The organism is Prosthecobacter debontii (genome assembly GCF_900167535.1).
Classification (GTDB): Bacteria; Verrucomicrobiota; Verrucomicrobiia; order Verrucomicrobiales; family Verrucomicrobiaceae; genus Prosthecobacter; species Prosthecobacter debontii.
This window is the reverse complement of sequence record NZ_FUYE01000013.1, coordinates 70,634-92,532: the sequence shown is the minus strand read 5'-3', so window position 1 is coordinate 92,532 and position 21,899 is coordinate 70,634. Positions and strand designations below refer to the sequence as shown.

Below are 21,899 nucleotides of genomic sequence, written 5' to 3'. Positions count from 1 at the left end.
CAGCTTCTTCTTTCAACGAATCAAAAGAATGACTTCAGAATGGGACATCAATCGAGTGAATGCCCAAGCCGATGCTTGGGCGTCGCTTGCGGGTGCCTGGGAATCTGAGTTAACCATCGAGGACGAGATCGAAGCTCTTTATGCTATGCGGACCCTGGGCCGTGAGGTGGCGTGGTAGAACCACGAAATGATCAGCATCGGTGAAGTGAAGATCACCGATAAAAACGCCTCAGCACATCGTTTTGGCGATGGCATGCGACTCCTCATCCTCCTTCTCGCGCTCGGTCCGTTCATCTCCGCTTGGGCAAAGCCTAACATCGTCATCTTTTACCTGGATGACATGGGCTGGGCGCAGCCGGGGGCTTATGGAGGCAAACTGGCCCCGACGCCGAACATGGACTCGCTCGTTGCCAACGGAGTGCGTTTCACCAACGGCTACTCCAGCGCCTGTGTGTGTTCTCCAGGGCGTGTCGGACTCATGACCGGGCGTTATCAATCCCGCACCGGTCATGATGCCAATGTGGGACGTGAAGGCCGTGAACTGCTGCTGAGCGAAGTCACCATGGCCCAACATCTCAAGCCTGCGGGCTACACCACGGGCATCGTCGGTAAATGGCACCTGGGCGATACCAGCCCGCAGTTCATGCCCCAGGCGCGGGGCTTTGATTTCGCCATGGGCACCGTGGGGAATCTCGGCGAAGGTGAAGGCCCAACCTTTTACCGAGATAATGAACTCCTCCCTGAGCTGGACGGAGCACCCATCACCTCACCCATCTATGCCAAAGAAGCTTGTGGCTTCATCGAGTCGAACAAGGACAAGCCCTTCTTTCTCTACCTCTCCTTCAACGCCGTGCACACGCCCCATGTCGCTTCGCAAAAGTGGCTGGATAAGTTCCAAGACCTCGACCGCCGCACCGGTGCCTATGCCGCCCTCATCGCCGAAGCGGACGAAGCCATCGGCACCGTGATGACGAAGTTACGTGAACTGGCTCTGGAGGAAAACACCCTCATCTTCTGCATCAGTGACAACGGCGGTGCCGCAGCCCAGGCGGAACAAATGGGCCTGCGTGGCTCCAAGTGGTTCGTCTGGGAGGGAGGTATCCGTGTCACCTGGATCGCGCAATGGAAGGGCACCATTCCTGGCAACCGTGTGGTGAATGATCCGGTGATCCAATTGGATGTATTGCCCACCGCCCTTGCCGCCGCAGGGGCTGAGAAACCGAAGGTGGAGCTGGATGGCGTGAATCTGCTGCCGCTGCTGGAAGGCCAAGAAGAAAAACTCGCCCCGCGTGAACTCTACTTCCGCTTCGGCGTTCAGCATGCCGTCAGACAGGGCGATTGGAAACTGGTGAAAGCTTCCCAAGCCATGGAACCCATGCTGGTGAATCTAGCTCAGGATCCCGGCGAACAAAACGATCTCAGCGCAGCTCATCCCGAGAAGAAAGCCGAACTCACCACTCTCTTTGACAAGTGGAATGCTACCATGCAGTCGCCACGTTGGGAAGACAAACGCTGGAACGGCGAACCTCGCCGCCAGGGCGAGAAGAAGAAACGGAAGAATAAAAAGGCCGACGCTGAATGACGGCCTAACCATCCATTCAAATCTTCTTCTCCATCCGGTAATCATCCATGACAAAACCGCTGCCGATGTCCGAGCACACATCTTCCACAAAGACAAATCCGGCTCGCTGATAGGCGCGGATGGCTCCGGCATTGTGCTTATTCACGCGTAACTGCACACTGCGACATCCCATCTCACGGGCGCGTTCCTCCACCCAAGTCAGAGCCGCCGAGCCCACGCCGCGTCCGTGCAGCTCTGGCTGGAGATACAGCTTATTGATGAAAGCCACATTCTCCGGATATCTCTCAAAGGATACGTAGCCGACTGGCCCCAGAGCCTCCGCCTCGATCAAGGCAAACCACGTGCCCCTCACCTCCATCTCACGCGCCATTGTCGTGGGCTGATACCAGATGCTTAGCATGTATTCGATCTGCGCTTCCGAGATGATGCCCGGGTAGCACTTCCGCCAGATCTCATGACCCAGCCGTTTCACTACGGGTAGTTCACTTTCACCGATCCGGCGGATGCGAACGGCGAGGCGCTGTGCTGGCTCCCGACCTAACTGTTGATGTGTCCATGCCAGAGCTCGGTGCCATTGCTCCACATCATCCGCCGGAGAAAGACGCGTCAGATGTTCGATGATCTGCGCCCGGGTGGGCTCCACCACGCCTTCTTCGCGGATCTGTTCCAGATCACTGGGAAACTCAGACTCGGGCAGGATCTCCGTGGCCAGATACCAGCAGGCCCAGGCCCGCCAGGTGCGGAGGTCTTTATCCGGTTCCACCATACGCGTGGCCAGATGCTGCCAATGCCGACGCGGATTGCCGATGAATTGTCCCTCCGGCCGATTCAGCAGTAGCCACGCCATGGCCTGATACGGCAGCGGTAGCCTTTGCAGCACCGGTTCACTCCCCGGCAGAGGTGCCGACAGAGCCCGATTCAGCAACAGGATGCATTTGGCCGGAAAGCCGATCTGCCAGAGGCTCTGGGCATAGAGATGGCAGGTTTCATAGAAAGCCGGGCCGCGATCCTTCCCAAACGCATTGATCTCCTCCGCCTTGTAAACACGGTCAATGGACGGCAGCAAAGGATGCGGGGCATTGATGAAGGGCGGCGGCATGATCAGTGCAGAACGAAGACAGTTTTCCTAACAAAAAGCGGTGCGACATTGCTGTCACACCGCTTGAGATTTTCAGACACGTTTCCAGTGTCTTCTGAAACTTATTCAGCGCCTTTCCAAGCACCGAAGGAAGCCCCGGACTCGATCCACTTCTTGATCAGAGCTTGGTTTTCAGCGCTGACGCGGTCGCCCTTACCTTCAGGAGGCATGGCGTATTCGTCAGACTCAGGCAGCGCCATGGTCTTCAGCAGCCAGCTTTCATCGGGCTTACCTGCCACGACGTTAGCATCTGGATACTCCTTACCACCCTTCATGATGGCAGCAGCGCTGTCCAGGGCCAGACCGCCCTTGGGCTTCTTCACGCGGCCGTTGTCTTCGTGCTCTTTCTCATGGCACTTGAAGCAGTTGTCTTTCAGGATCGGCAGGATCTGCTTTTCGAAATCCACATCTTCAGCGGAGGCGGTGGACACAGCGAATGCGGCAGCAACAGCAGCGAGGGTAAGCTTGATTTTCATGGGGTGGGTATTGCAATGCTGACTGCTACGCGTCTATTGGTCAAGCACAAGGAAGCTCGAAGGTAATGATCAATCCATGGGGGATTCTGTTTTGGGCAGAAACCGCCCCGTCACAGGCCTCCACACAAGTTTTCACGATGGATAGCCCTAAACCGGTGCCTCCGGTTTCGCGTGAACGGGCCACATCCACTCGATAAAAGGGCTCGAACAAACGCGGCAGGCTTTCATGGGGCACCCCAGGTCCTGCATCGGCGATGGTGAGTGTGACCGTATCCTTCGACCTCGCGGCTTTGACTTCGATCTGTGAATCCTTCGCATGCAGGCTGGCATTGCGCAGCACGTTCCCAATCGCCCGACGCAGAAGATCGGGCACCACCATCGCCTGGAGTTCCTCCGGCACGCTGAGCTGCACCCGGTTCATCGGCACGCCCTCCACCTCCACCACCCCGTCAATGAGGGCATGCAGGGCCACCGGCTCCGGTGTCTGGAGACGCTGCCCCAGAGCCGCTTTGGAAAACGACAGCAGCTCATCCACCAACGCCGAGATCTGCCGCAGCTCATCACGCACATCATTGAGGCGGTAAGCATCCGCCCCATCCACCCGCGTCTCCAGGATGCCGAGACTCATCTCCATGCGCGAGATCGGGCCGCACAGCTCATGCGCCACATCGCCGAGGAAGCGCTTCTGCCCACGCACCAGACCATCGAGCTGCCCCGCCATCTGGTTGATGGCGTGGGAGAGACGTCCGAGTTCATCCCCACGTGTCTCGGGCACCCGCACCTCGAAGCGCCCCTTTGAGATCTGCTCCGTGGCATGCATGCTCGCCCGGATGCTCCCGGTGATGTTTTTGACAAACGGCAGCCAAAGCAGCGCGGAGATGCCCATCGCGCCAAACAGCCCAATGAGCCAGGGCTTCGTATCAAAGAACAGACCTCCGCCCGTCATCGACGGCGAGGCGATCAACAGCATCAGCGGTCCATTCCGACGCGGCCAACCAGTCGGCGGAGGCAGCCGGATCCCCGCGTAATACAGAGCCGGCTCCCCAGCTTTGATCAAAAAGGTACCCATACGCAGCGGCATCCCCGCCCGTCCGCCCCCCTCGCGTTGCTCAGGTTCAGGACCCTCACCGCGCTCCCAAGGCGGCGGCGGAGGCGGCAGTGAATCGCCAAACAAAAACTCCTCCAGCGCATCCCGCTGGGGCGGTGGTGGGCGGCGTCCATCGGGGCCATCTCCAGCGCCACCGGGACCCTCCGGTCTGCCTCGGCGTTGCAGATCCGGCGTCATGGACACGAGTTGCTCCCGCAGCTTGTCCGGGATTTCCAGGCTCTCCCCCATGACCACGGCATCCGGCGGCTTCAGCAGCGCCACCTTCACCCCATGCTCTGTGCCCAGCCCTTTTAACACCGTGTCCCACTCCCCACGCGGGCGGTCACTCAGCGCACTATACATCTCCTGGCCGATCGCCTGGAGACGATCCCCCGCAATGCCTCCCAGCGCCCCTTGCAACCCATCTCGGAACTGCCACCACAGCACCAGGGCAAACCCCAGCGCCAGCACCGCCACATTCACCAGCAACCACATCAAGATGCGCATGTAGAGATTGGGCGAGCGGGGTCTCATGAGGGAAAGTCAGGATCGGTTTCCAGTAATCAGTCTTGAGCTTTGTTTTCAGGATTCAAACCGACGCGATGAACATGTAGCCTGCGCTGCGCACCGTGCGGATGAAGCGCGGCTCATGGGCATCATCCCCCAGCTTCCGCCTCAGCGCCGCGATGTGCACATCCACGCTGCGATCAAAGACCTCATACTCCCGGTCTCGGAGCGACTCGATCAAAGCCTCTCTGGAGCGGATGCGCCCCTTCGACTTCATCAGCGCCGCCAGGATGTCAAACTCCACCGGCGTCAGCACCAGCGGCTGATCCTCCAGACTGGCCACCCGCGCATCCAGATTCAACCGCACCGGGCCGCCCACCAGTTCACGCACCGGCTTTTCCACAGGTGCGCCAGCCTGAGCTAGCGCCACCCGTCGTGTCACCGCCCGCAGCCGCGCCAGCAGTTCCCGGGAAGAAAACGTCTTTGGCAGGTAATCATCCGCCCCCATCTCCAGGCCCACGATCCGGTCCGCCTCATCACCACGGGCCGTCAGCATCAGGATCGGCACCAGAGACTTCGCCCGCACCTGCTTCAGCACCTCATAACCATCACAGCCCGGCAGCATCAGGTCCAAGATCACCGCATGCCAAGGCCGCTCCAGTGCCCGCACCACCCCCTCCGGCCCCGTGTGGGCCATCTCCACCGCATAGCCCAGCGGGGTTAGGTAGTCGCGGATCAGCGCACAGAGCTTCTTATCATCATCGATCACCAGCACCTGCGTCAGCCCTTCTGCAGGCACACCCCTCCCCGGCTCACCTGCCAGCCCAACTCTCTGATCCACATCCGCAAACATAGGGATTATTGTAAAGGTGCTCCTGCGGTTGTGAGAAGGGATTTACACAGGCTTAACAAAAAAAGCAGGCTCGATGAAGCGTGTTGGAGATAGCGGCCAGCGGCGGGACCTGGAGTGCGGGCGTCTCGCTTGCCGTTTCCGACGTCCTTGAGGGGAAACCCTCCCCAGAGGCATGATCCCAGGATTCAAGGCAGCAAACCACGCGTCGTCACGGATCGACACTAATAATGGATACTGTCCCAGAATCATGAGTGTCCATAAGTGCCTATAAGTGGTTCATCATCCCGTGAGGACACGCATTCACTCCTGCGCCAGTCCTACTCGCCGCCACTTGCTAGAACGGACAGCCGCGAGGACGCCGCTGTCTGCACGCGAGACGCGTGCGCTCCGGTTCCGCCCACCCACTCCCCTCGGCTGGAGCATCCCTCCACCTTGCTTTTTCAGGCCTCCACGCCCCTGCTCAGGCGCTCCACCTCTCTGGCGGCGCACTCCACGTCGCTCCCGGGCTCGTCCCCTCCGCTGTTTGGACTCCCCTTCACAGCCTCAGCCCTCCCCTTCGCTGCTTGATCACTCCCCTCGTCAGCACGGGCCGTCCACCCCTCAGCATTGCCAGTCCACCTGGCGTGGGAAAAACGTGGTGGCCTCTTCTTGAGACCCAAAGCCCTTCAAAATGAAGGGAAAACCGAGTTATTGAGAATCCCGACTTCTATCGTCCATCTTCCGCCCTCCGCACGCGGGATCATTCGTTCCCGCATGCGGGATCATTCGTCATTCGTCATTCTTCTTCCCTTGCCACCCCAACCCGCCCCCTGCAAAATCCCCCCATGGCGACACCGGAAGCACCGATGAATTCTTGGGAGCTGGAAGCTTATAACAAAGCATTTTTATGGATTGAGCACTGTAAGAGTGAAGGGGAACATGGAACTCAACTTGATTTAAGCGACCTTAATCTTCCTCGACTTCCGCCAGAGATTTGCGAGCTACGCGCTCTGAAGACGCTTCATCTTCAAAGGAACAAGCTCACGAGCCTGCCGCCGGAGATTGGAAAACTTCAGGCTCTAAAGCGGCTTGACCTCCAAAACAATCTACTCACGAGCCTGCCACCAGAGATCGGAAAACTCCAATCCCTGACGACGCTTAATGTCTCCCAAAACCAGCTCACGAGTCTGCCGCCAGAGATAGGTCAACTCGAGTCTCTGGCGACACTTAATCTCACTGAAAACCAGCTCACGAGCCTGCCGCCAGAGATCGGAAAACTCGAGTCTCTGAGGAGGCTTGACGTCCCAGACAACCAGCTTACAAGACTGCCGCCGGAGATCGGAAAACTCGTATCTCTACAGACGTTGTACATCCAGTTTAACAAGCTCACGTCACTTCCCCCTCAACTTGGGAATCTTACAAAACTGCAAACATTCTGGCCCGCTGACAATCAGATCACCACAATCCCAGAAGATATTGGGCGATTAAAGAAGCTCGCCAACCTCAACATTTCCGACAATCCAGTCCATAGATTACCTTCAGAGATGGGGAATCTCACAGCTCTTTCAGAACTGTGGCTGCAAAATATGGCACTGACCAAACTCCCAGCGGAGCTATACCAAATTGAGTCATTAAAACGTCTCTATCTACATGGTAATCCTGGCCTGAGTCTGCCCTCAGAAGTGCTGGGTCCGAGGTGGGACGAAGTTGTCATGCTGAAAATGCCTTCAGCCTCCCCGAAGGCGATTCTGGATTACTACTTCGCCCAGCAAACCCAAGGTACCGAGCCGATGCAGGAAGTGCGGCTGCTGATGGTAGGAAGGGGACGGGTGGGGAAGACCTCCTTGCTTAAAGCTCTGCGCGATAAGCCGCATGACCGGAATGAACAAGAAACTCCGGGAATCACCGTACTTCCCCTACCCGTGAATTGTCCTCAGGGAGAAGCCACAGCGCACACTTGGGACTTCGGCGGCCAGGAGTTTCTGCACGGCACGCATCAGATCTTCCTGAGCGAGCGCTGTGTGTACGTGCTGGTGCTGGAAGGGCGGGATGGGAATTGGGAGCTGGAGACGGACTACTGGCTGCGTTTCATCCAGAGCTTCGGTGGGGATAGTCCGGTCCTGGTGGTGCTGAATAAGTATGCCTCACACCCCTTCTCCGTAGATCGTTTCCGTCTGCAAGAACGCTGCCCGCAGATCGTCGGTTTTGTCGAAACCGATGCGAAGACGCGGTTAGGTATCCAGGAACTGCGCACCTCGCTGGAGAAGACCGTGGATCAGATGGAGCATGTGTGGGCAGGCGTGCCTAAAAAGTGGCACCGAATCAAAGAAGAGCTGGGGCAGACTGAGGAGAGCTATCTGGACTACAAGGATTATCAAAAGCTCTGCACTAGGCACGATGTGCCCGAAGAGGATCAGCAGGACAGCCTCGCCCAAAACCTGCACCGGCTAGGCATTGCCCTGAACTTCCGCGATCATCATCGGCTGAAACACACCAGCGTGCTGAAACCGCAGTGGGTGACGGAGGGCATTTACGGCCTGCTACGTTATGCGCAGAAGCAAGACTGCTGCGGCGTGTTGGAGAAGAGTTGGTTAGCGAAAGCACTACTGGCCAAGGATTACCCCGCCGAGAAACATGGCTTTGTGCTGGAGCTGATGGAGAAATTTGAAGTGGCCTTTGCCCTGCCTACAACCAAAGACGCCGAGCCAACGCGCTGGCTCATTCCCGAACTGTTGCCGGAGGTTCAGCCTGCGGCGTTCATGGAGTTCCGTGGCAAAGACGTCAAGAGACTGCGCTATACCTACCCCGAAGCTTTGCCACCAGGGCTGCTGCCTCGCCTGATCGTGCGCACCCATGAACTGAGCCAACCTCACCCCGAATGGCGCTGGCGCAGTGGCGTGGTGCTGGTGTGGAATGGTTGCCAAGCTCTGGTGCGGCTGGATCGCTCGCAAAGGCAAACCACCGTGGAAGTGATCGGCGGCCCCGATGAGCAGAGGCAGGGTTTGTTTGACATCATCCGATCCCATCTCGTGACCTTGCATGGGAAGGTGCCCGCAGTCGAGGAAGTGCAGGCGGTGAATGACCCGGAAAAGTGGGTCGCCATGCAAGACCTGCGACTGGCTGAGCGAGATGAAGACGACACGATGAAGATCACCGTGGGCGAAGGAGCCGAAGCCAAACGCATCAAGCTGCCCGTTGTGGAAACCCTGGACACGGTGGAAAGCAAAGAGTCGCGCATCGCCACCGGGCCCGAACCCGAGAAGCGCATGCAACTCTTCATCAGCTATGCCCATGCGAATGAAAAGGAGATCGCTCCGATCAAGCCGCACCTGACGCTACTGAGCCAGCGCGGTTACATCCAGGTTTGGCAGGATCGCGATCTCATCGCCGGGGAATGCTGGGAGACAGGTATACTCGATGCCCTGAACAAAGCCGATATCGTGCTGCTGTTTTATACCACCGCCGCGAGAGTCTCGAAATTCATCCAGGAAACGGAACTACGCATTGCCCTGGAACGCTCCGACAAAAACGAATGCAGCGTGATCTGGGTGCCGCTGGAACGCTCCGATTTAGATACTACTCACGCCCTGGAATCCCAACTCAAGAAGCTCCAATGCGCTACCCGAGATGCCAAGTGTATCTTTCACTTCGATCACCCATCGACAGCATGGGTGGAAGTCGAAGGCTCCATCCGCAAAGCCGTAGAGAAACGGAGGAAGATGTGATCCCCGAAAGTAGCCTGCACAGCCCGTATACAGATTAGTCGGAGGAGTTAACTCACTCCAAAAATCACCGCCCCAGCCCCAAAAGCGCAAGGGTTTGGTCTGGGCTCCCAACACCAAACGACACCTTCAGGCGCTTTCTGTATTGCCACGGTGACTTGCCAGGGGGCGTATATGCCTCTAAAGAATGGGTTCCCTTTCCTTTCGTATCCTTTCAGTTCACCCCCAACCCCCGTTTTTCTAAACCATGATCAAACTCACCGGCATCGCAGATGAAGCAGGCGCGTCTCTGGACGTGCAAATCCAGGCCCACCAGGAACTTGGCTGGGACAGCATCGAGGCCCGTGTGGTGGAGTTCGACGGTGTGAAGGGGAACCTGCATGAGATCCCTGACGCGGTTTTCGACAAAGTCGTGGCACGCCTGGCCGAGAAGAACATGAAGGTGAGCGGCTTTGGCTCCCTGATCGGTAACTGGGCCAAGAAGATCACCGATGACTTCAGCATCACCGAGGCGGAGATCAGCCGCGCCATCCCACGCATGCAGAAGCTGGGGGCCAAGCTGATTCGCGTGATGTCCTATGCCGTCTGCAAGGACGACGCGGGCAAGGATCTAGAAGAGCAATTCGCTCCGGAGCGCATCAAACGCATGATCGAGATCAACAAGCGCTTTACCGATGCCGGTCTGACCGTCGTTCACGAAAACTGCATGAACTGGGGTGGCATGAGCCCGACCTACGTGCAGCGCATGGCCGAGGCGGTGCCAGGGATGAAGTGGGTGTTTGATACCGGTAACCCGGTCTTCATCGATGACCGTGATCGCCCCGGCCAGAAGCAGGACGCCTGGGCCATGTATCAGGCAATCAAGCCTTTCATGGCACACGTACACGTGAAAGATGGCATCTGGGACAAGGCCAAAAATGACGCGGTTTACACCTACCCAGGCGAAGGCGAAGGCCAGACGGAGCGCATCATGAAGGACCTCGTGGAGACCGGCTATGAAGGCTACATCAGCATCGAGCCCCACGTGGCCGTAGTCTTCCACGGAGCCGGTGCCGCCGATGATCTCTCCCCTGAGCAGAAGGCCAAGGAGCAATACGACAGCTACATCAAATACGGCAAGCAGCTCGAAGCCATGCTGAACAAGCTAGGCGCCAAGCTGGGCTGATCCCTCGGGCCGACGTCTGACGACGACAGCCACCTGAAGCCGCGCTTGAACGAGCGCGGCTTTTTCTTCGGGCCGGTGCCGTGGCAGAAAGAGTCAGACCCTGCGCAACTCTGAGGACTGAGCCGGGTTCATGGAGACTGAACTTCGGGAACTCGGGTTCCGAGGTTGCACCCCTAGCGATCCCATGAAAACTACCCGCATGAAATCTCTCCTGGCTCTCCCTGCCCTGCTGACGCTTCTGACTGCGACGGCTCTGCACGCCGAACCACCGGCCGCACCGCCGAAGGGGGACCGTGAAGGCATGCCCCCACCGCCGCCCCACTTCGGGCCCCCAAAAGGCGGCGAGCGTGACTCCAAGCGGGACTGGGACCGAGGGGGGGATCGTGGCGACCGACGTGGTGGAGGCGGCAGTGGCATGCCCGGCTTTGGTGGCCGCCCCCCGATGCGCCATGACGCCTTTGATAAACTCCCGGAAGAAGATAAAAAGCGCGTGCGTGAGGCCCTGGATAAAGTCTGGAGCCGCCCCGAGGTGATCGCGGCCAAAGATAAGGCCATGCGTGCCAATGAGGAGATGCGCGATACGATCCGGGAATCCCTAACCAAGATCGACCCCGAAGCCGCGGCGATCCTCGAACGCATCGAGCCGAAAGATCACTTCGATCCGCGAGAGCTGCCTCGACTCCCCGCCACCGACTCCCCTGACTTTCCGAAGGTGATGGTGCGGCGCATGGGCATGGAGTTGCAGAGTTTTTCCCGACCTGAACGCCGGGACGAAACCCGCAAGCTGCATGAGCGCGTGATGACCTTCCCCCAGGTGCAGGAAGCCCTGGCCAAGCTGGAAAGCTCCACAGGCGAAGAACGCGTCCAAGCCACCCAGAAGCTGCGCGAGGTGTATCGGGAAGCGATTTTCAAAGAGTTCCAAAACGCCCGCGAGCGTCGTGCCGCCGATGGCAATAAGGACGGTGGTCCAGGCCCAGGTTCGCCAGATGTGAAACCAAGGCCCGAACCTCAACGGGACGAGCAACCGCAGCGTTAGAGGATCAGGCCTCGTCACCGAGGCGCTTGTCACCGATCAGATAGCCCTGCACATAGTCGCGCACAGCTTCATTCAGAGTGTAAAGCTCTTGGGTGTAACCGGAACTGCGCAGCTTGGCGATGTCTGCACAGGTGTAATACTGGTATTTGGATTTGAGGTGTTCCGGCATCTCCACAAACTCAATGTTAGGCTCCTTACCCAGGGCGGCAAAGATGGCCTGCACGAGTTGCACCCACGTATGGGCTTGGCCGGAGCCAAGATTGAAGAGACCGTTGGCTCCGGTGTTTTCAGCCAAATGGAGGGTCATCTGGATGGCATCCTTCACATAGAGGAAGTCACGCATCTGCTCCCCGTCCTTGTAGTCGGGGCGATGGGATTTGAAGAGCTGCACCTTTCCGGTGTTGAGGATCTGCCCATAGGCCTTATGCACCACGCTGCGCATGTCGGCTTTGTGGTCTTCGTTCGGGCCATAGACATTGAAGTATTTCATGCCCGCCACCTGGTTGAGCATGCCCGTGCGCTTGGCGTGCAGGTCGAAGAGGTGCTTGGAATAACCATACATGTTCAGCGGGCGCAGGCAATGCAGGTCCGCCATCTGATCATCCATCCCGCACTCACCATCGCCATAGGTAGCGGCTGAGGAGGCATACACGAAACGCGTGCCATGGCTCAGGGCCCACTGACACAGGATCTTGGTCAGCTCATAGTTATTGCGCATCAGGTAGTCCGCATCCTTCTCGGTGGTCGCCGAGCAGGCGCCCAGATGCAAGATCACATCGAAGTGGCCCAGGCTGTCGGGGGAGGTGCGGATGTGCTTCTCCAGATCCCCACCATCCACATAATCATGGAAGCGAAGCGGCACGAGATTTTTCCACTTCTCGTCCGTGCAGAGACGGTCTGAAACGATGATGTTTTCGCAGCCGCGGCGGTTGAGCTCCCAGACAAGGGCGCTGCCAATGAATCCGGCGCCACCGGTGACGAGAATGCGGCTTTCAGGGGTAAGGGTCATCCCAAGGGGATAGCGAGGACTGCCCAAGTTTGCAAGATACGGGTGAGCGGATGGCGAAGATTGCGGAGTTGTGACATGGATAATGAATTATCTTGCCCTCACTGAAATTATCCTTTACGGGCGGACACCTATCCCATGAGAAGCCTTTCTCCTCTCCGCACACTGCTCAGTCTATTTGCCTGTAGCCTCGTTACGATGAGCACCTATGGCCAGACCCCTGCGGCGGGCACTGCGGATACCACCTTTAGCTCGGATGGTCAGGCCATCGCCACCCTGCCAGGCTACACCTCCTCAGCACAAGCGCTCGCTGTTTTGCCCGATGATAGTGTGATCGTCGCGGGCCACTCCTGGGCTGGTGGAGCCGGTTACAAAATGGTCTTGGCCAAATTCAAATCGAATGGAGATCTCGACACCGAGTTTGGTTCGAATGGTTATGCCCTGTATAGTCCCTTGCCTGCAAACAACTACACCATCCGTGCGGTGAAAGTGCTTTCAACGGGAAGGATTCTCGTCGCAGGCGATTACGGTACATCGGTGTTTGTGGCCCGCTTTCTCAGTAATGGGCAGATAGACAGCTCCTTCTCATTCAATTCTTACAGCTTCACTTTTGCGCCAACCGTGACGGGCATGGCCCTCCAAAGCGATGGCAAAATCGTGGTGAGTGCGGATCTCTACCGCTCCAGCGGAGATACGGATGGAGTGATCCTTCGGTTCTCCTCTGGAGGCACACACGAGTCCAGCTTTGCGAACTCCGTAGGCTATTACATTTTCAGTGGGGCCGGCCTGCAAACAGCGCGCTGCGTTTGCCTCCAGGCCGACGGTAAGATCCTCTATGGCGGCACCAGCAGCGGCATCAATCACTATATAGGCAGGTTAACCACTGCTGGAATCGCGGATACAACCTGGGGCACCAGCAATGGCCGAATGGTCGTCTCTGCGTCCTCTGTGGGCACGGAATCCGTAGAAGCGCTCACGCTCGATAACAATGGCAACATCATGGTGCTGGTGGCCAATGCTGCGACAGGAGAAGCCAACGACGTGGTGCTGACGCGGCGAAGCTCAAATGGAGCCGTGGATGCGACCTTCTCAGAGGATGGATTTCTCGTCACTACCCTGGGCGGGAGTGAGAGCCAGCCCACCGATCTCCTCATTCAAGCCGACGGACGCATTCTGGTGGTGGGGCGACAGCCTTCGGGGGTCCTCACAGCCCAAGTGAAATTGCGCCGATTTGAATGGAATGGTGATGTCGATACCACCTGGGGCACCGATGGTTTATCGGCTCACACGGTCGGGACTGGGGCAGCCTTGGTCGTCGAGGCCGCCTTAGACTCGGCTCAGCGAGTGGTTATCGCCAGCCAGGCGACCGAGGGGAGTTTCCTCCAGGGGTTAGCGGCCCTGCGACTAAATCCTGGAGCCCCCGTGCCTGAACTGGCCCTGACCATCACGCAATCGCCCCAGTCTCAATCGGTCAATGTAGGTTCCTCCGTGACCTTGGACGTGACGGTGGATCATGCGGGCATCCTTCCTGTGATCTATTCCTGGTATAAAAACGGCACCACATTGCTGAGCCGCGGGAGTCAATCGAGCTATACTTTTAACTCGGTGACGACCTCCAACGAAGGCTCATATCATGTCGAAGTGAGTAATGGTCAGGGCAAAAAAATCAGCAACACAGCCACCCTCACCGTGCGTCAGCCGCCGAACCTCAGCAGCTTCCCTCAGGGAGAAGTCGGGCTGCTTCAGAACTCCAGTTCAAGCTTGACGGTCGTTGTCACAGGTCGCCAGCCCTTCACTTACCGCTGGTATCGCGACAACGAGCTGGTTTCCACCCAGGGACCCATGTATTTTAGCTATTCGAATTACAGCTTCACCAATGTGACGCCCTCCATTGAAGGCTCCTATCATGTGGTGATCAGCAACAGCGATGGGGAACAGACGAGTGAGACTGCCACGGTAAAAGTCTTGCCAGATCCCTCCGTCGCAGGCGAGCAAGACGTCTTAATTACCCTTGGAGAGCCGATCTTTCTTTCCCCAACTTTTCTCACCCGCTACGAGTATCGCCTTTCTTGGACAAAAAATGGGAAGGCCATTAAGTCCCAAACGCCGAGCGAAGCCAGCTTTTACATTTCCGAAGCCAGCCTCGCCGATGCAGGCAACTACAAGGCCATCATCAAAACACTCGTCGGCTCTGCCGAAAGTGATCCAATGCAGGTGGCCATCGTGAATCCCCGAGCCAAGACATGGGTGGCCAGCAAAGGCAAAAAGTTCAGCCTTTCCATCCCAACCGCAGGTTCCGGCCTTACTTTTCAGTGGTTCAAAGGAAGCACCCCTGTGACCGGTCTCAAAGCTGGCACACCGCAACTTGATTTCACAACGGCGGAGGAAGTCGATGCCGACAATTACACCTGCCAGATCTGGCTGGGAGAGAAGACACTCATCACGGAAGTACAGACCCTCAAAGTGGTCGATTCAGTTCCGACACTCGATGAACTTTCCCTGCCCGACGCTTACATCGGCGTCGCTTATGAATGGCCGCTCCCCTTGCCGGAAACGGCCAGCGGATTGGAGGTGAAAGGCTTGCCGGCAGGACTCAGCTTTTCCCAGGAAACACAAGCCATTTCTGGCGTGCCGACCAAGGTGGGCACGGCCCAGGTGTCCATCACCGCCATCAACCCGATCGGACGTTCAACCACGATCAAGACTAATCTCAACGTCATGCCATTGCGCGATGGTATCAGTGGACGCTTTTATGGTCCACTCAACACCGGCGAGGCTGAGGGGATGATTGACATCCAAATCACAGCCTCGGGTGCCTATACGGGTAAACTCAGCCTGAGCAAAATGTATGGCCAAGTGATCAAGTCCTCTTTCAAAGGGCAGTTAACCACTTCCGTACCAACCGGAGAGGAACCGAATGCTTACACAGGAACCAGTGAACTTTCACTCAAAGGCTATTACGCCAAGACGGGACTGGCGACGATACGCATCTCCGTCACCCCCGAAGCCCTGTCTGGAGACATGGACATTCCTTATGATTCCGATGGTTACCTTGAGACGGACTCTGCAAGTTTCTATACACTTCATTGTCCTTGGCAAAAGTCTTCGCCTCTCGGAGCAGCCCATCTGGGTGTCTTCAATATCAACATGCCGCGTTCCTACTATGGCAGCATGCCCGAGGGCACGGGTTATGCACGAGTCACGACAACTGCGGCTGGAATTCTTTCCCAAACAGGCAAACTGGCCGACGGCACTTCCTTCACCACGTCCGGACCTGTCACCAAGGATTTCACCTCCTACGGCATTACCTTTCTATACAAAAACTTAGGACGCTATTCCTATGATTTCCAGCTTCTTCCAGGAACCTCTGGCCCTGAGTATTTGAATGCTTCCGTCGCCGGTTCATTCCGATGGAGGAAAAACTTCCTGTCGTTTAAAGGCCAAAAAAATTATCCACTCAGTTTCGATGGTCAGCAGTCGATCACTGGCGGTGGTAAATACCTCAAACCAACCCATCCTGAATTGGGCGGGCTGATGATGAACTTGGTGGAGGCTCCCCTCAATGTCTATATCGATGGGCCTTATGGCTCCACCACAGCGACCCTTACTTCCTCTCATACCATTCGTTTCGATCCCTCTGAAGAAGTCAATCCGGCGGGCATGAGGTCGGTTAAATTCAGTGCGGCGACAGGACTCTTTTCCGGCTCCGGGAAATTCATCGAATATAACGAATATTATGACGAAGAAACCGGGGAACCCTATTACAAGCCTTTGGTCCGCTCTCATACTTGTGAAGGCCTCGTCATCCGTGAACCGGACAGTCTAGGTTCATCCGCAGGAGGATTCAGTCTGCTTGATGAATGGCAGTACTTCGACGAGTTGGAGAAAACGATCAAACTGAAAGTCTCTTATCCCGTCTCAATCTATTCGAATCACTGATCAAGCGCGATCTCCTAACTCCATCAAAACCGGGCTTCTCCTCGAGAAATCCGGTTTTTTGTGGCTCTGGAGCTAGTGAAAACAGCGGCATTGGGACGCCTCCTGTCTATCCCCTCGACCTAGAATAGAATATGCCTCGATTCGTCCGCTGCGGGTCAGGTTTGCTGTCTTACAGGGACTCTTTCCACACGGCCGGATGCATAAACGTCGAGGCCGGATCTTGGCCAATATCCAGCCCAGCGACCGTATCCATGACCATCCCATCCGTGTAACGGAGGGCAGGATAGAGGAAAACTTCGCCACCGATTTGAAGTTTCGGGATCAAGGCCGCCCCATAGTGCTCCACCTCCCAGTTCAGCAGCATGGGCTCTTCGTCGGTAAATGTGTCCATGGGGCGCTCAATCCAGCCGACGAGGCCACTGTCGTTCAACAGATCCCAAACCTCTCCAGTGACGAGATCCACCTTCACCGCGAACCCTCGGGTGCAAGACTGTTCGGTCCCAGGGATTTTTGCCACGGCTGTTAGGGCGAGAATAATATTCTGACTTCCTGTTTGGGAAGGCACCACGTCATATTGAAAGCCAAAGCGCAGCGGATGATCTGGCACCAGGATTTCTCCAAAACTGACAAGATCAAAGCTGGCGAAAGCGACTTCGGAACTGGCAAGCGGTGCGGGAGTGTGCATGGCAAATTTCAAACAGTTGTCAGGATTTTGTCATAGATACTATCAAACATCAAATATTTATGATATTTATTTAAAATGTGAAAATATAAATAAGTCTTAAATATCGCCGTAATTAGCATAGCTTGAGGTCCCACCTCATCGCTACCCTAACTACGCAACACTCTTGTAACCAGCAGGTTACAACGCAGGAGTCAGGCCAAGTTTTCGACCCAAGCCACAACAGCCACATCTGCTGGAGCAAGATCGGGGCACAAAATATTTTTTTTAAAAACCCAGGCGAGCTCGCTGTGCTCATGTGCAGTGGGTTTTGGGCTTGCCGATGCTAGCTCACATAAGAAGGGATGCAGGCAGATGCGCCCCCATTCATAGGCATGAACGACGGGTGGACCTACCGCTAAGATGACAACCTGACATCCCAGCTCCTCCATCAGTTCACGATGCAAGGCTTCCTCGGCGGTTTCGCCAGGATCAATCTTACCCCCTGGAAACTCCCACATCCCCGCCAGACTTTTACCCGGCGGCCTTTGGGCTAAAAGAATCTGGTCTCCCCGCCGGATGATGGCGCACACGACATCGATAGGAGCAGCAGAGACAGACATGATTTTAGCTGACGTGGGACGGAGATTCCCCATACTCCCGCCATGCGCCCTGAAAAAGTGAAATTCATGCTGCTGGCCACGAACATGACTCGTGCAGTCCGCTTCTATACTCAGGTCTTTGGTTTTACCGAAGTGTTCGTCAGTGAGTTCTGGTCTGAGCTGGCCTTTGGAGATGCCATTCTAGCTCTTCATGGAGGCCATGATGGCACGATCAATCCCACCGGTCTGAGCTTGCAGTTTACCGATGTCTTCGAGGTGGCCGCACTGGTTGAAAAAGCCGGAGGCAAGATTGTCGATGCCCCCAACCAGCGCGAAGGCGAACCGATCCTACTCGGACGCTACCGCGATCCTGAAGGCAATGAGGGATTCATCACCCAATACGTGGGCTGAAACCGCCCGTTCGTTTCATCGTTCCACAATCCGTCCTTGCCGTGGCGGTTTCGCTTTCCATCATCGGCTCACCCCAACCTCGTCTCTGTCTTCACTTTCATGAAAGCCCTCGTTCTCACCGCCCCTTGCGAATTCAATTATGACATCGGTTTCCCTGACCCCACACCGGGAGCCGGAGAGGTGCTGGTCAAAATCAAAGCCTGCGGCATCTGCGGCAGTGACATTCATGGCATGGATGGCCGCAGTGGTCGCCGCCAGATGCCCATCGTGATGGGCCATGAGGCGGCCGGTGAAATCATCGAAGTGGGTGAAGGTGTCACCGACTGGAAAGTCGGCGAGCGCGTCACTTTCGACTCCACCGAATACTGCGGTGAGTGTGAGGAGTGTCAGGCCGGTTATGTGAACCTGTGCCCAGATCGCAAAGTTCTCGGCGTCTCTCCAGGCAGCTATCGCCGTCACGGCTGCTTTGCGGAAAAGATCGTGCTGCCAGAGCGCATCCTGTATCGCATCCCTGAAGCACTGCCCTTTGAAAAAGCCGCCTTTGCCGAGCCTGTGGCCATCGCCCTCCACGCCGTGAATCTGGCGGATGGCATCGAGGTGGGAGAAGCCTTTGCCGAAGATTGTGGTGCCGGCTGTGAAGGCTGTGGCTGCGATCACGAAGGTGAGGAAGAGCACGACCATGCTCATGATCACGGGGCCGAAGACATCCGGGGAGGCGTCGCTGTCGTTGTGGGTGCCGGTTTGATCGGCTTGCTGGTGGTCCAGTCTCTGAAAGCTCGTGGCTGGGAGCGTGTCATCGCGGTGGATCTGGACGATAAGCGTCTGGAACTGGCCAAAACCCTGGGGGCTGACGATGCCTTCAATGCCAAGCAGGAAGGCCTGGCCATGCACCTGCGGGACATCTGCGGTGGTGACGGAGCCGACGCCAGCTTCGAAGTCGTCGGTGCCGCCGCTCCGATTGATCTCGCCATCCGCTGCGTGCGTAAAGGCGGTCAGGTGGTCCTGATCGGCAACCTCCAGCCCTCCACCCCCTTCCCTCTTCAGGAAGTGGTGACGCGTCAGATCACCCTGAAAGGCTCCTGCTCCTGCGCCGGTGAATACCCGGAAGCCATCCGCCGCATCGAAGACGGCAGCATCCAGGTCGAGCCGCTGCTCAGCGCCGTCGCTCCGCTCCAAGACGGTGCCGATTGGTTCAAGCGTCTTTACGACAATAAGGAAGGCCTTCTGAAAGTGGTGCTCACTCCAGAAGCCTAGGCTTAGCCGGATCCGCCCAGTCGCTCAAACTTGCGACTGGGCTTTCTAGATCGCCGGACACCTTCGCTTGTGTCACAGGCAGATGGTTGTTACGTAGGGCTTATCTACAGCCGTTGATTCCGCTGTCCTGACTCCCTTTGTCATCTGCCATGAAGCGTCTCCTTGCCTGCATTTTTGTCGTTTCGGCTCTGCCAGCCCTGGCAGATATCAGCCTGCCTGCCCTCTTCACTGATGGTCTGGTTTTACAGCAAGGCAAACCAAGCGTCATCTGGGGCACCGCCTCTGCGGATGAAAAGATCAGCGTCAGTTTCGCCGGACAAACCAAAGCCACTCAGGCGGATCTGGATGGGAAATGGCGCATCACCCTGGACCCCCTTCCCGCCAATGCGACCCCGGCGGAGATGACCCTTCAGGGAAACAATACCATGACCCTCAAAGACGTGCTCGTCGGCGAAGTCTGGCTCTGCTCAGGTCAATCCAACATGCAGTGGACCGTCTCTCAAGCTGCCAACGCGGAGCAGGAAATGGCGGCAGCCACCTTCCCCCAGATCCGCATGTTTTCCGTGGAGCGCTCCACGGCCATGGAACCTGCCACCGATGTGAAAGGCACCTGGAAAGCCTCGACCCCTGAGAATGTGGGACAATTCTCGGCCGTGGCCTACTACTTCGGCCGGCATCTGCATCAGGTGCTGAAGGTGCCCGTCGGCCTCATCAACACCTCCTGGGGCGGCACCCGCATTGAAGCCTGGACCAGTCTCGAATCCCTGAAAGAGCGGCCCTGCGCGGCCCAAATGCTGAGTGATTGGAATGGCATCCGCGAAAGCTGGAATGCCAAGGAAGAAAACGCCAAATTCGAAGTGGCCAAGGCCGAGTGGCAATCCCAGGTGAAAACCGTCACCGCAGACAATGCCAAGCTGCCTGCCGATCAAAAGAAGCAACTTCCCCCGGCCCCGCGTCCCCCGGATGATCCCAACCGCACTCCCCACCATCCCGCCGTTCTTTTCAACGCCATGGTGGCCCCGCTCATTCCTTACACGATGCAGGGCGCCATCTGGTATCAGGGCGAGTCTAACCAAAAGCGCGCCTTCCAATACCAGGAGCTGCTGCCTAACATGATCAATGACTGGCGCACCCGCTGGAATGACGAGTTCAGCTTCTACATCGTCCAGCTCGCCAGCTTCGGCAATGGCCTTCCCATCACGCAGGACGCGGGCGTTCCCGACACCTGGGCGGAGCTGCAAGAAGCCCAATATCTCACCGCCACCACCCTGGCCAAAACCGGCCTGGCTGTGACCAACGACATCGGTGAAGAAAAGGACATTCACCCCAAGAACAAACAGGAAGTGGGGCGCCGACTCGCCCTGTGGGCCTTGGCCAAAGATTACGCTCGCACCAGCACTGTGCCCAGCGGACCTCTGTTTAAAAACAGCGTCATCGAGGGTAATCAGGTGCACCTCCAGTTTGACTACGTCGGCGGCGGTTTGAAAACCCGCGACGGTGGTCCCTTGAAACACTTCCAGATCGCCGGGGCCGATCAAAAGTGGTTCTGGGCAGAAGCCCGCATCGAAGGCGATGAAATCATCGTCGCTAGCCCCAATGTGACCCAGCCTGTGGGTGTGCGCTATGCCTGGGCAGCTTTCCCCGAGGGAGCCAACCTGATCAATGCCGAAGGCCTGCCTGCCAGCTGCTTCCGCACCGATGAGTTCATCCCCAGCACCATGGGTGTGACCTCCCCCTTTCAAGAGGTGTTGAAGGCAGGAGCGCGGTAGAATTTACAGAGGAATCAGCTTTGCGACATCCTGATGCAGTGTGGAGAGACCGCTGTCCATCGTCGCGAGCTTGCCACCATACCGACGGGCTAACTCCGCCAGCCAAGCATCCGTGACTTGACCACTTCCTTGTAAATGGCGATGAGGCACTTCCAGATAGCTGAGATCATTGCCCCACCATTCATGCTTGGGGTGCTGGATGATTTGCTCCAGCGCTGTCCACGCGGCAACGCTGCTCGTATCCACAGCAGTCCGCATGTGCATCCGGATCAACGTGCCCTGGGTAATCGCACAGGTGGCGAACCGATCCTTCTTCAATTGGCCAAACCAGCGATGAACGCGGTCATGGTGAATGTGAGAATCGATCTGCAACGCCAACAAGACGTTGCCGTCCAAAAGCCAAGTCACGATTCGTCGTCCTCCGCTTCTAACTGTTTCACCATCTCAGGTGTAATGATGGCGGCACCTCGGGATATTTGAAAACCATTGCGCACCCCCGGAGAGTCAGCCTTGGCTTTGGGGGTTTTACCTCCTGGCAATGACCGCCTCAAAAGTCGGTTGATAGCCGTGCTGATGGTGCAGTCCTCTGCCTTGGCCAAGGATTTAGCCAATGCGTAAAGATCCGATTCTAAATTCACGGTAAGCCGCATGCATCAAAATGGTGCAGTGGTGCAGTGATGTCAATTCATCGATTCTGTGACGCGAAATGGAT

The 21,899-nt window shown here is 57.1% G+C and carries 18 protein-coding genes and 1 pseudogene; 10 read left to right on the top strand and 9 right to left on the bottom strand.

The genetic code is table 11. The features are described from left to right. The first annotated feature begins 28 nt into the window (after positions 1–28). Entirely contained in the window at positions 29–178 is a 150-nt protein-coding gene (locus B5D61_RS26415; RefSeq protein ID WP_176159507.1) for a hypothetical protein, read from the top strand. A 9-nt stretch (positions 179–187) separates the two neighbouring features. Continuing rightward, entirely contained in the window at positions 188–1,582 is a 1,395-nt protein-coding gene (locus B5D61_RS17740) for a sulfatase-like hydrolase/transferase (RefSeq protein ID WP_078814769.1), read from the top strand. A gap of 16 nt (positions 1,583–1,598) precedes the next feature. On the opposite strand, the gene B5D61_RS17735 is transcribed toward B5D61_RS17740, so the two are convergent. From B5D61_RS17735 to B5D61_RS17720, 4 genes are all read right to left on the bottom strand, one after another. Next, entirely contained in the window at positions 1,599–2,681 is a 1,083-nt protein-coding gene (locus tag B5D61_RS17735; RefSeq protein WP_078814768.1) for a GNAT family N-acetyltransferase, read from the bottom strand. A gap of 101 nt (positions 2,682–2,782) precedes the next feature. After that, entirely contained in the window at positions 2,783–3,196 is a 414-nt protein-coding gene (locus B5D61_RS17730; protein WP_078814767.1) for a c-type cytochrome domain-containing protein, read from the bottom strand. 40 nt (positions 3,197–3,236) lie between these two features. Then, complete coding sequence (locus tag B5D61_RS27220) at positions 3,237–4,082, bottom strand: sensor histidine kinase (RefSeq protein WP_425440073.1); 846 nt, start codon at positions 4,080–4,082, stop codon at positions 3,237–3,239. 790 nt (positions 4,083–4,872) lie between these two features. After that, the gene (locus B5D61_RS17720; protein ID WP_078814765.1) at positions 4,873–5,643 is read right to left on the bottom strand and encodes a winged helix-turn-helix domain-containing protein; all 771 of its coding nucleotides are present in this window, start codon (positions 5,641–5,643) and stop codon (positions 4,873–4,875) included. Positions 5,644–6,467: 824 nt separating this feature from the next. Here B5D61_RS17720 and B5D61_RS27215 point away from each other — a divergent pair. The 4 genes and pseudogenes from B5D61_RS27215 to B5D61_RS17700 form a co-directional block, all read left to right on the top strand. Next, positions 6,468–7,121, top strand: a pseudogene (locus tag B5D61_RS27215) (leucine-rich repeat domain-containing protein); the annotation flags it as partial. 222 nt (positions 7,122–7,343) lie between these two features. Further along, a complete protein-coding gene (locus B5D61_RS17710; RefSeq protein ID WP_245846558.1) occupies positions 7,344–9,347 on the top strand; it encodes a COR domain-containing protein in 2,004 nt (667 codons plus the stop codon). Between the two features lie 244 nt (positions 9,348–9,591). After that, positions 9,592–10,509 (top strand): sugar phosphate isomerase/epimerase family protein, encoded by a 918-nt coding sequence (locus B5D61_RS17705; RefSeq protein WP_078814762.1) that lies wholly within the window; start codon positions 9,592–9,594, stop codon positions 10,507–10,509. Between the two features lie 199 nt (positions 10,510–10,708). Further along, positions 10,709–11,545, top strand: a complete 837-nt coding sequence (locus B5D61_RS17700) for a hypothetical protein (RefSeq protein ID WP_078814761.1) — start codon at positions 10,709–10,711, stop codon at positions 11,543–11,545. Between the two features lie 4 nt (positions 11,546–11,549). Here the strand turns inward: B5D61_RS17700 and rfaD are convergent, their stop codons facing one another. Further along, the gene (gene rfaD, locus B5D61_RS17695) at positions 11,550–12,554 is read right to left on the bottom strand and encodes an ADP-glyceromanno-heptose 6-epimerase (protein ID WP_078814760.1); all 1,005 of its coding nucleotides are present in this window, start codon (positions 12,552–12,554) and stop codon (positions 11,550–11,552) included. Positions 12,555–12,689: 135 nt separating this feature from the next. Here rfaD and B5D61_RS17690 point away from each other — a divergent pair, with 135 nt between their 5' ends. Then, positions 12,690–16,490 (top strand): immunoglobulin domain-containing protein, encoded by a 3,801-nt coding sequence (locus B5D61_RS17690; protein ID WP_078814759.1) that lies wholly within the window; start codon positions 12,690–12,692, stop codon positions 16,488–16,490. Positions 16,491–16,659: 169 nt separating this feature from the next. Here the strand turns inward: B5D61_RS17690 and B5D61_RS17685 are convergent, their stop codons facing one another. Continuing rightward, the gene (locus B5D61_RS17685) at positions 16,660–17,175 is read right to left on the bottom strand and encodes a hypothetical protein (RefSeq protein WP_078814758.1); all 516 of its coding nucleotides are present in this window, start codon (positions 17,173–17,175) and stop codon (positions 16,660–16,662) included. A gap of 191 nt (positions 17,176–17,366) precedes the next feature. Beyond that, the gene (locus B5D61_RS17680; RefSeq protein ID WP_078814826.1) at positions 17,367–17,774 is read right to left on the bottom strand and encodes a (deoxy)nucleoside triphosphate pyrophosphohydrolase; all 408 of its coding nucleotides are present in this window, start codon (positions 17,772–17,774) and stop codon (positions 17,367–17,369) included. 42 nt (positions 17,775–17,816) lie between these two features. On the opposite strand from B5D61_RS17680, the gene B5D61_RS17675 reads away from it, so the two are divergent. The 3 genes from B5D61_RS17675 (at position 17,817) to B5D61_RS17665 (ending at position 21,187) form a co-directional block, all read left to right on the top strand. Continuing rightward, positions 17,817–18,164 carry a VOC family protein gene (locus B5D61_RS17675; RefSeq protein ID WP_078814757.1) on the top strand — a complete coding sequence of 116 codons (348 nt, stop codon included), beginning with the start codon at positions 17,817–17,819 and terminating at the stop codon, positions 18,162–18,164. Between the two features lie 99 nt (positions 18,165–18,263). Continuing rightward, complete coding sequence (locus B5D61_RS17670) at positions 18,264–19,418, top strand: galactitol-1-phosphate 5-dehydrogenase (RefSeq protein ID WP_078814756.1); 1,155 nt, start codon at positions 18,264–18,266, stop codon at positions 19,416–19,418. 149 nt (positions 19,419–19,567) lie between these two features. Beyond that, positions 19,568–21,187: a sialate O-acetylesterase gene (locus B5D61_RS17665; RefSeq protein WP_078814755.1), complete on the top strand. Its 1,620-nt coding sequence runs from the start codon at positions 19,568–19,570 to the stop codon at positions 21,185–21,187. 3 nt (positions 21,188–21,190) lie between these two features. Here the strand turns inward: B5D61_RS17665 and B5D61_RS17660 are convergent, their stop codons facing one another. Beyond that, complete coding sequence (locus B5D61_RS17660) at positions 21,191–21,595, bottom strand: TA system VapC family ribonuclease toxin (RefSeq protein ID WP_176159505.1); 405 nt, start codon at positions 21,593–21,595, stop codon at positions 21,191–21,193. After that, a complete protein-coding gene (locus B5D61_RS17655) occupies positions 21,592–21,837 on the bottom strand; it encodes a hypothetical protein (RefSeq protein WP_078814753.1) in 246 nt (81 codons plus the stop codon). The genes B5D61_RS17660 and B5D61_RS17655 overlap by 4 nt, the downstream gene beginning before the upstream one ends. Positions 21,838–21,899: the final 62 nt, after the last annotated feature.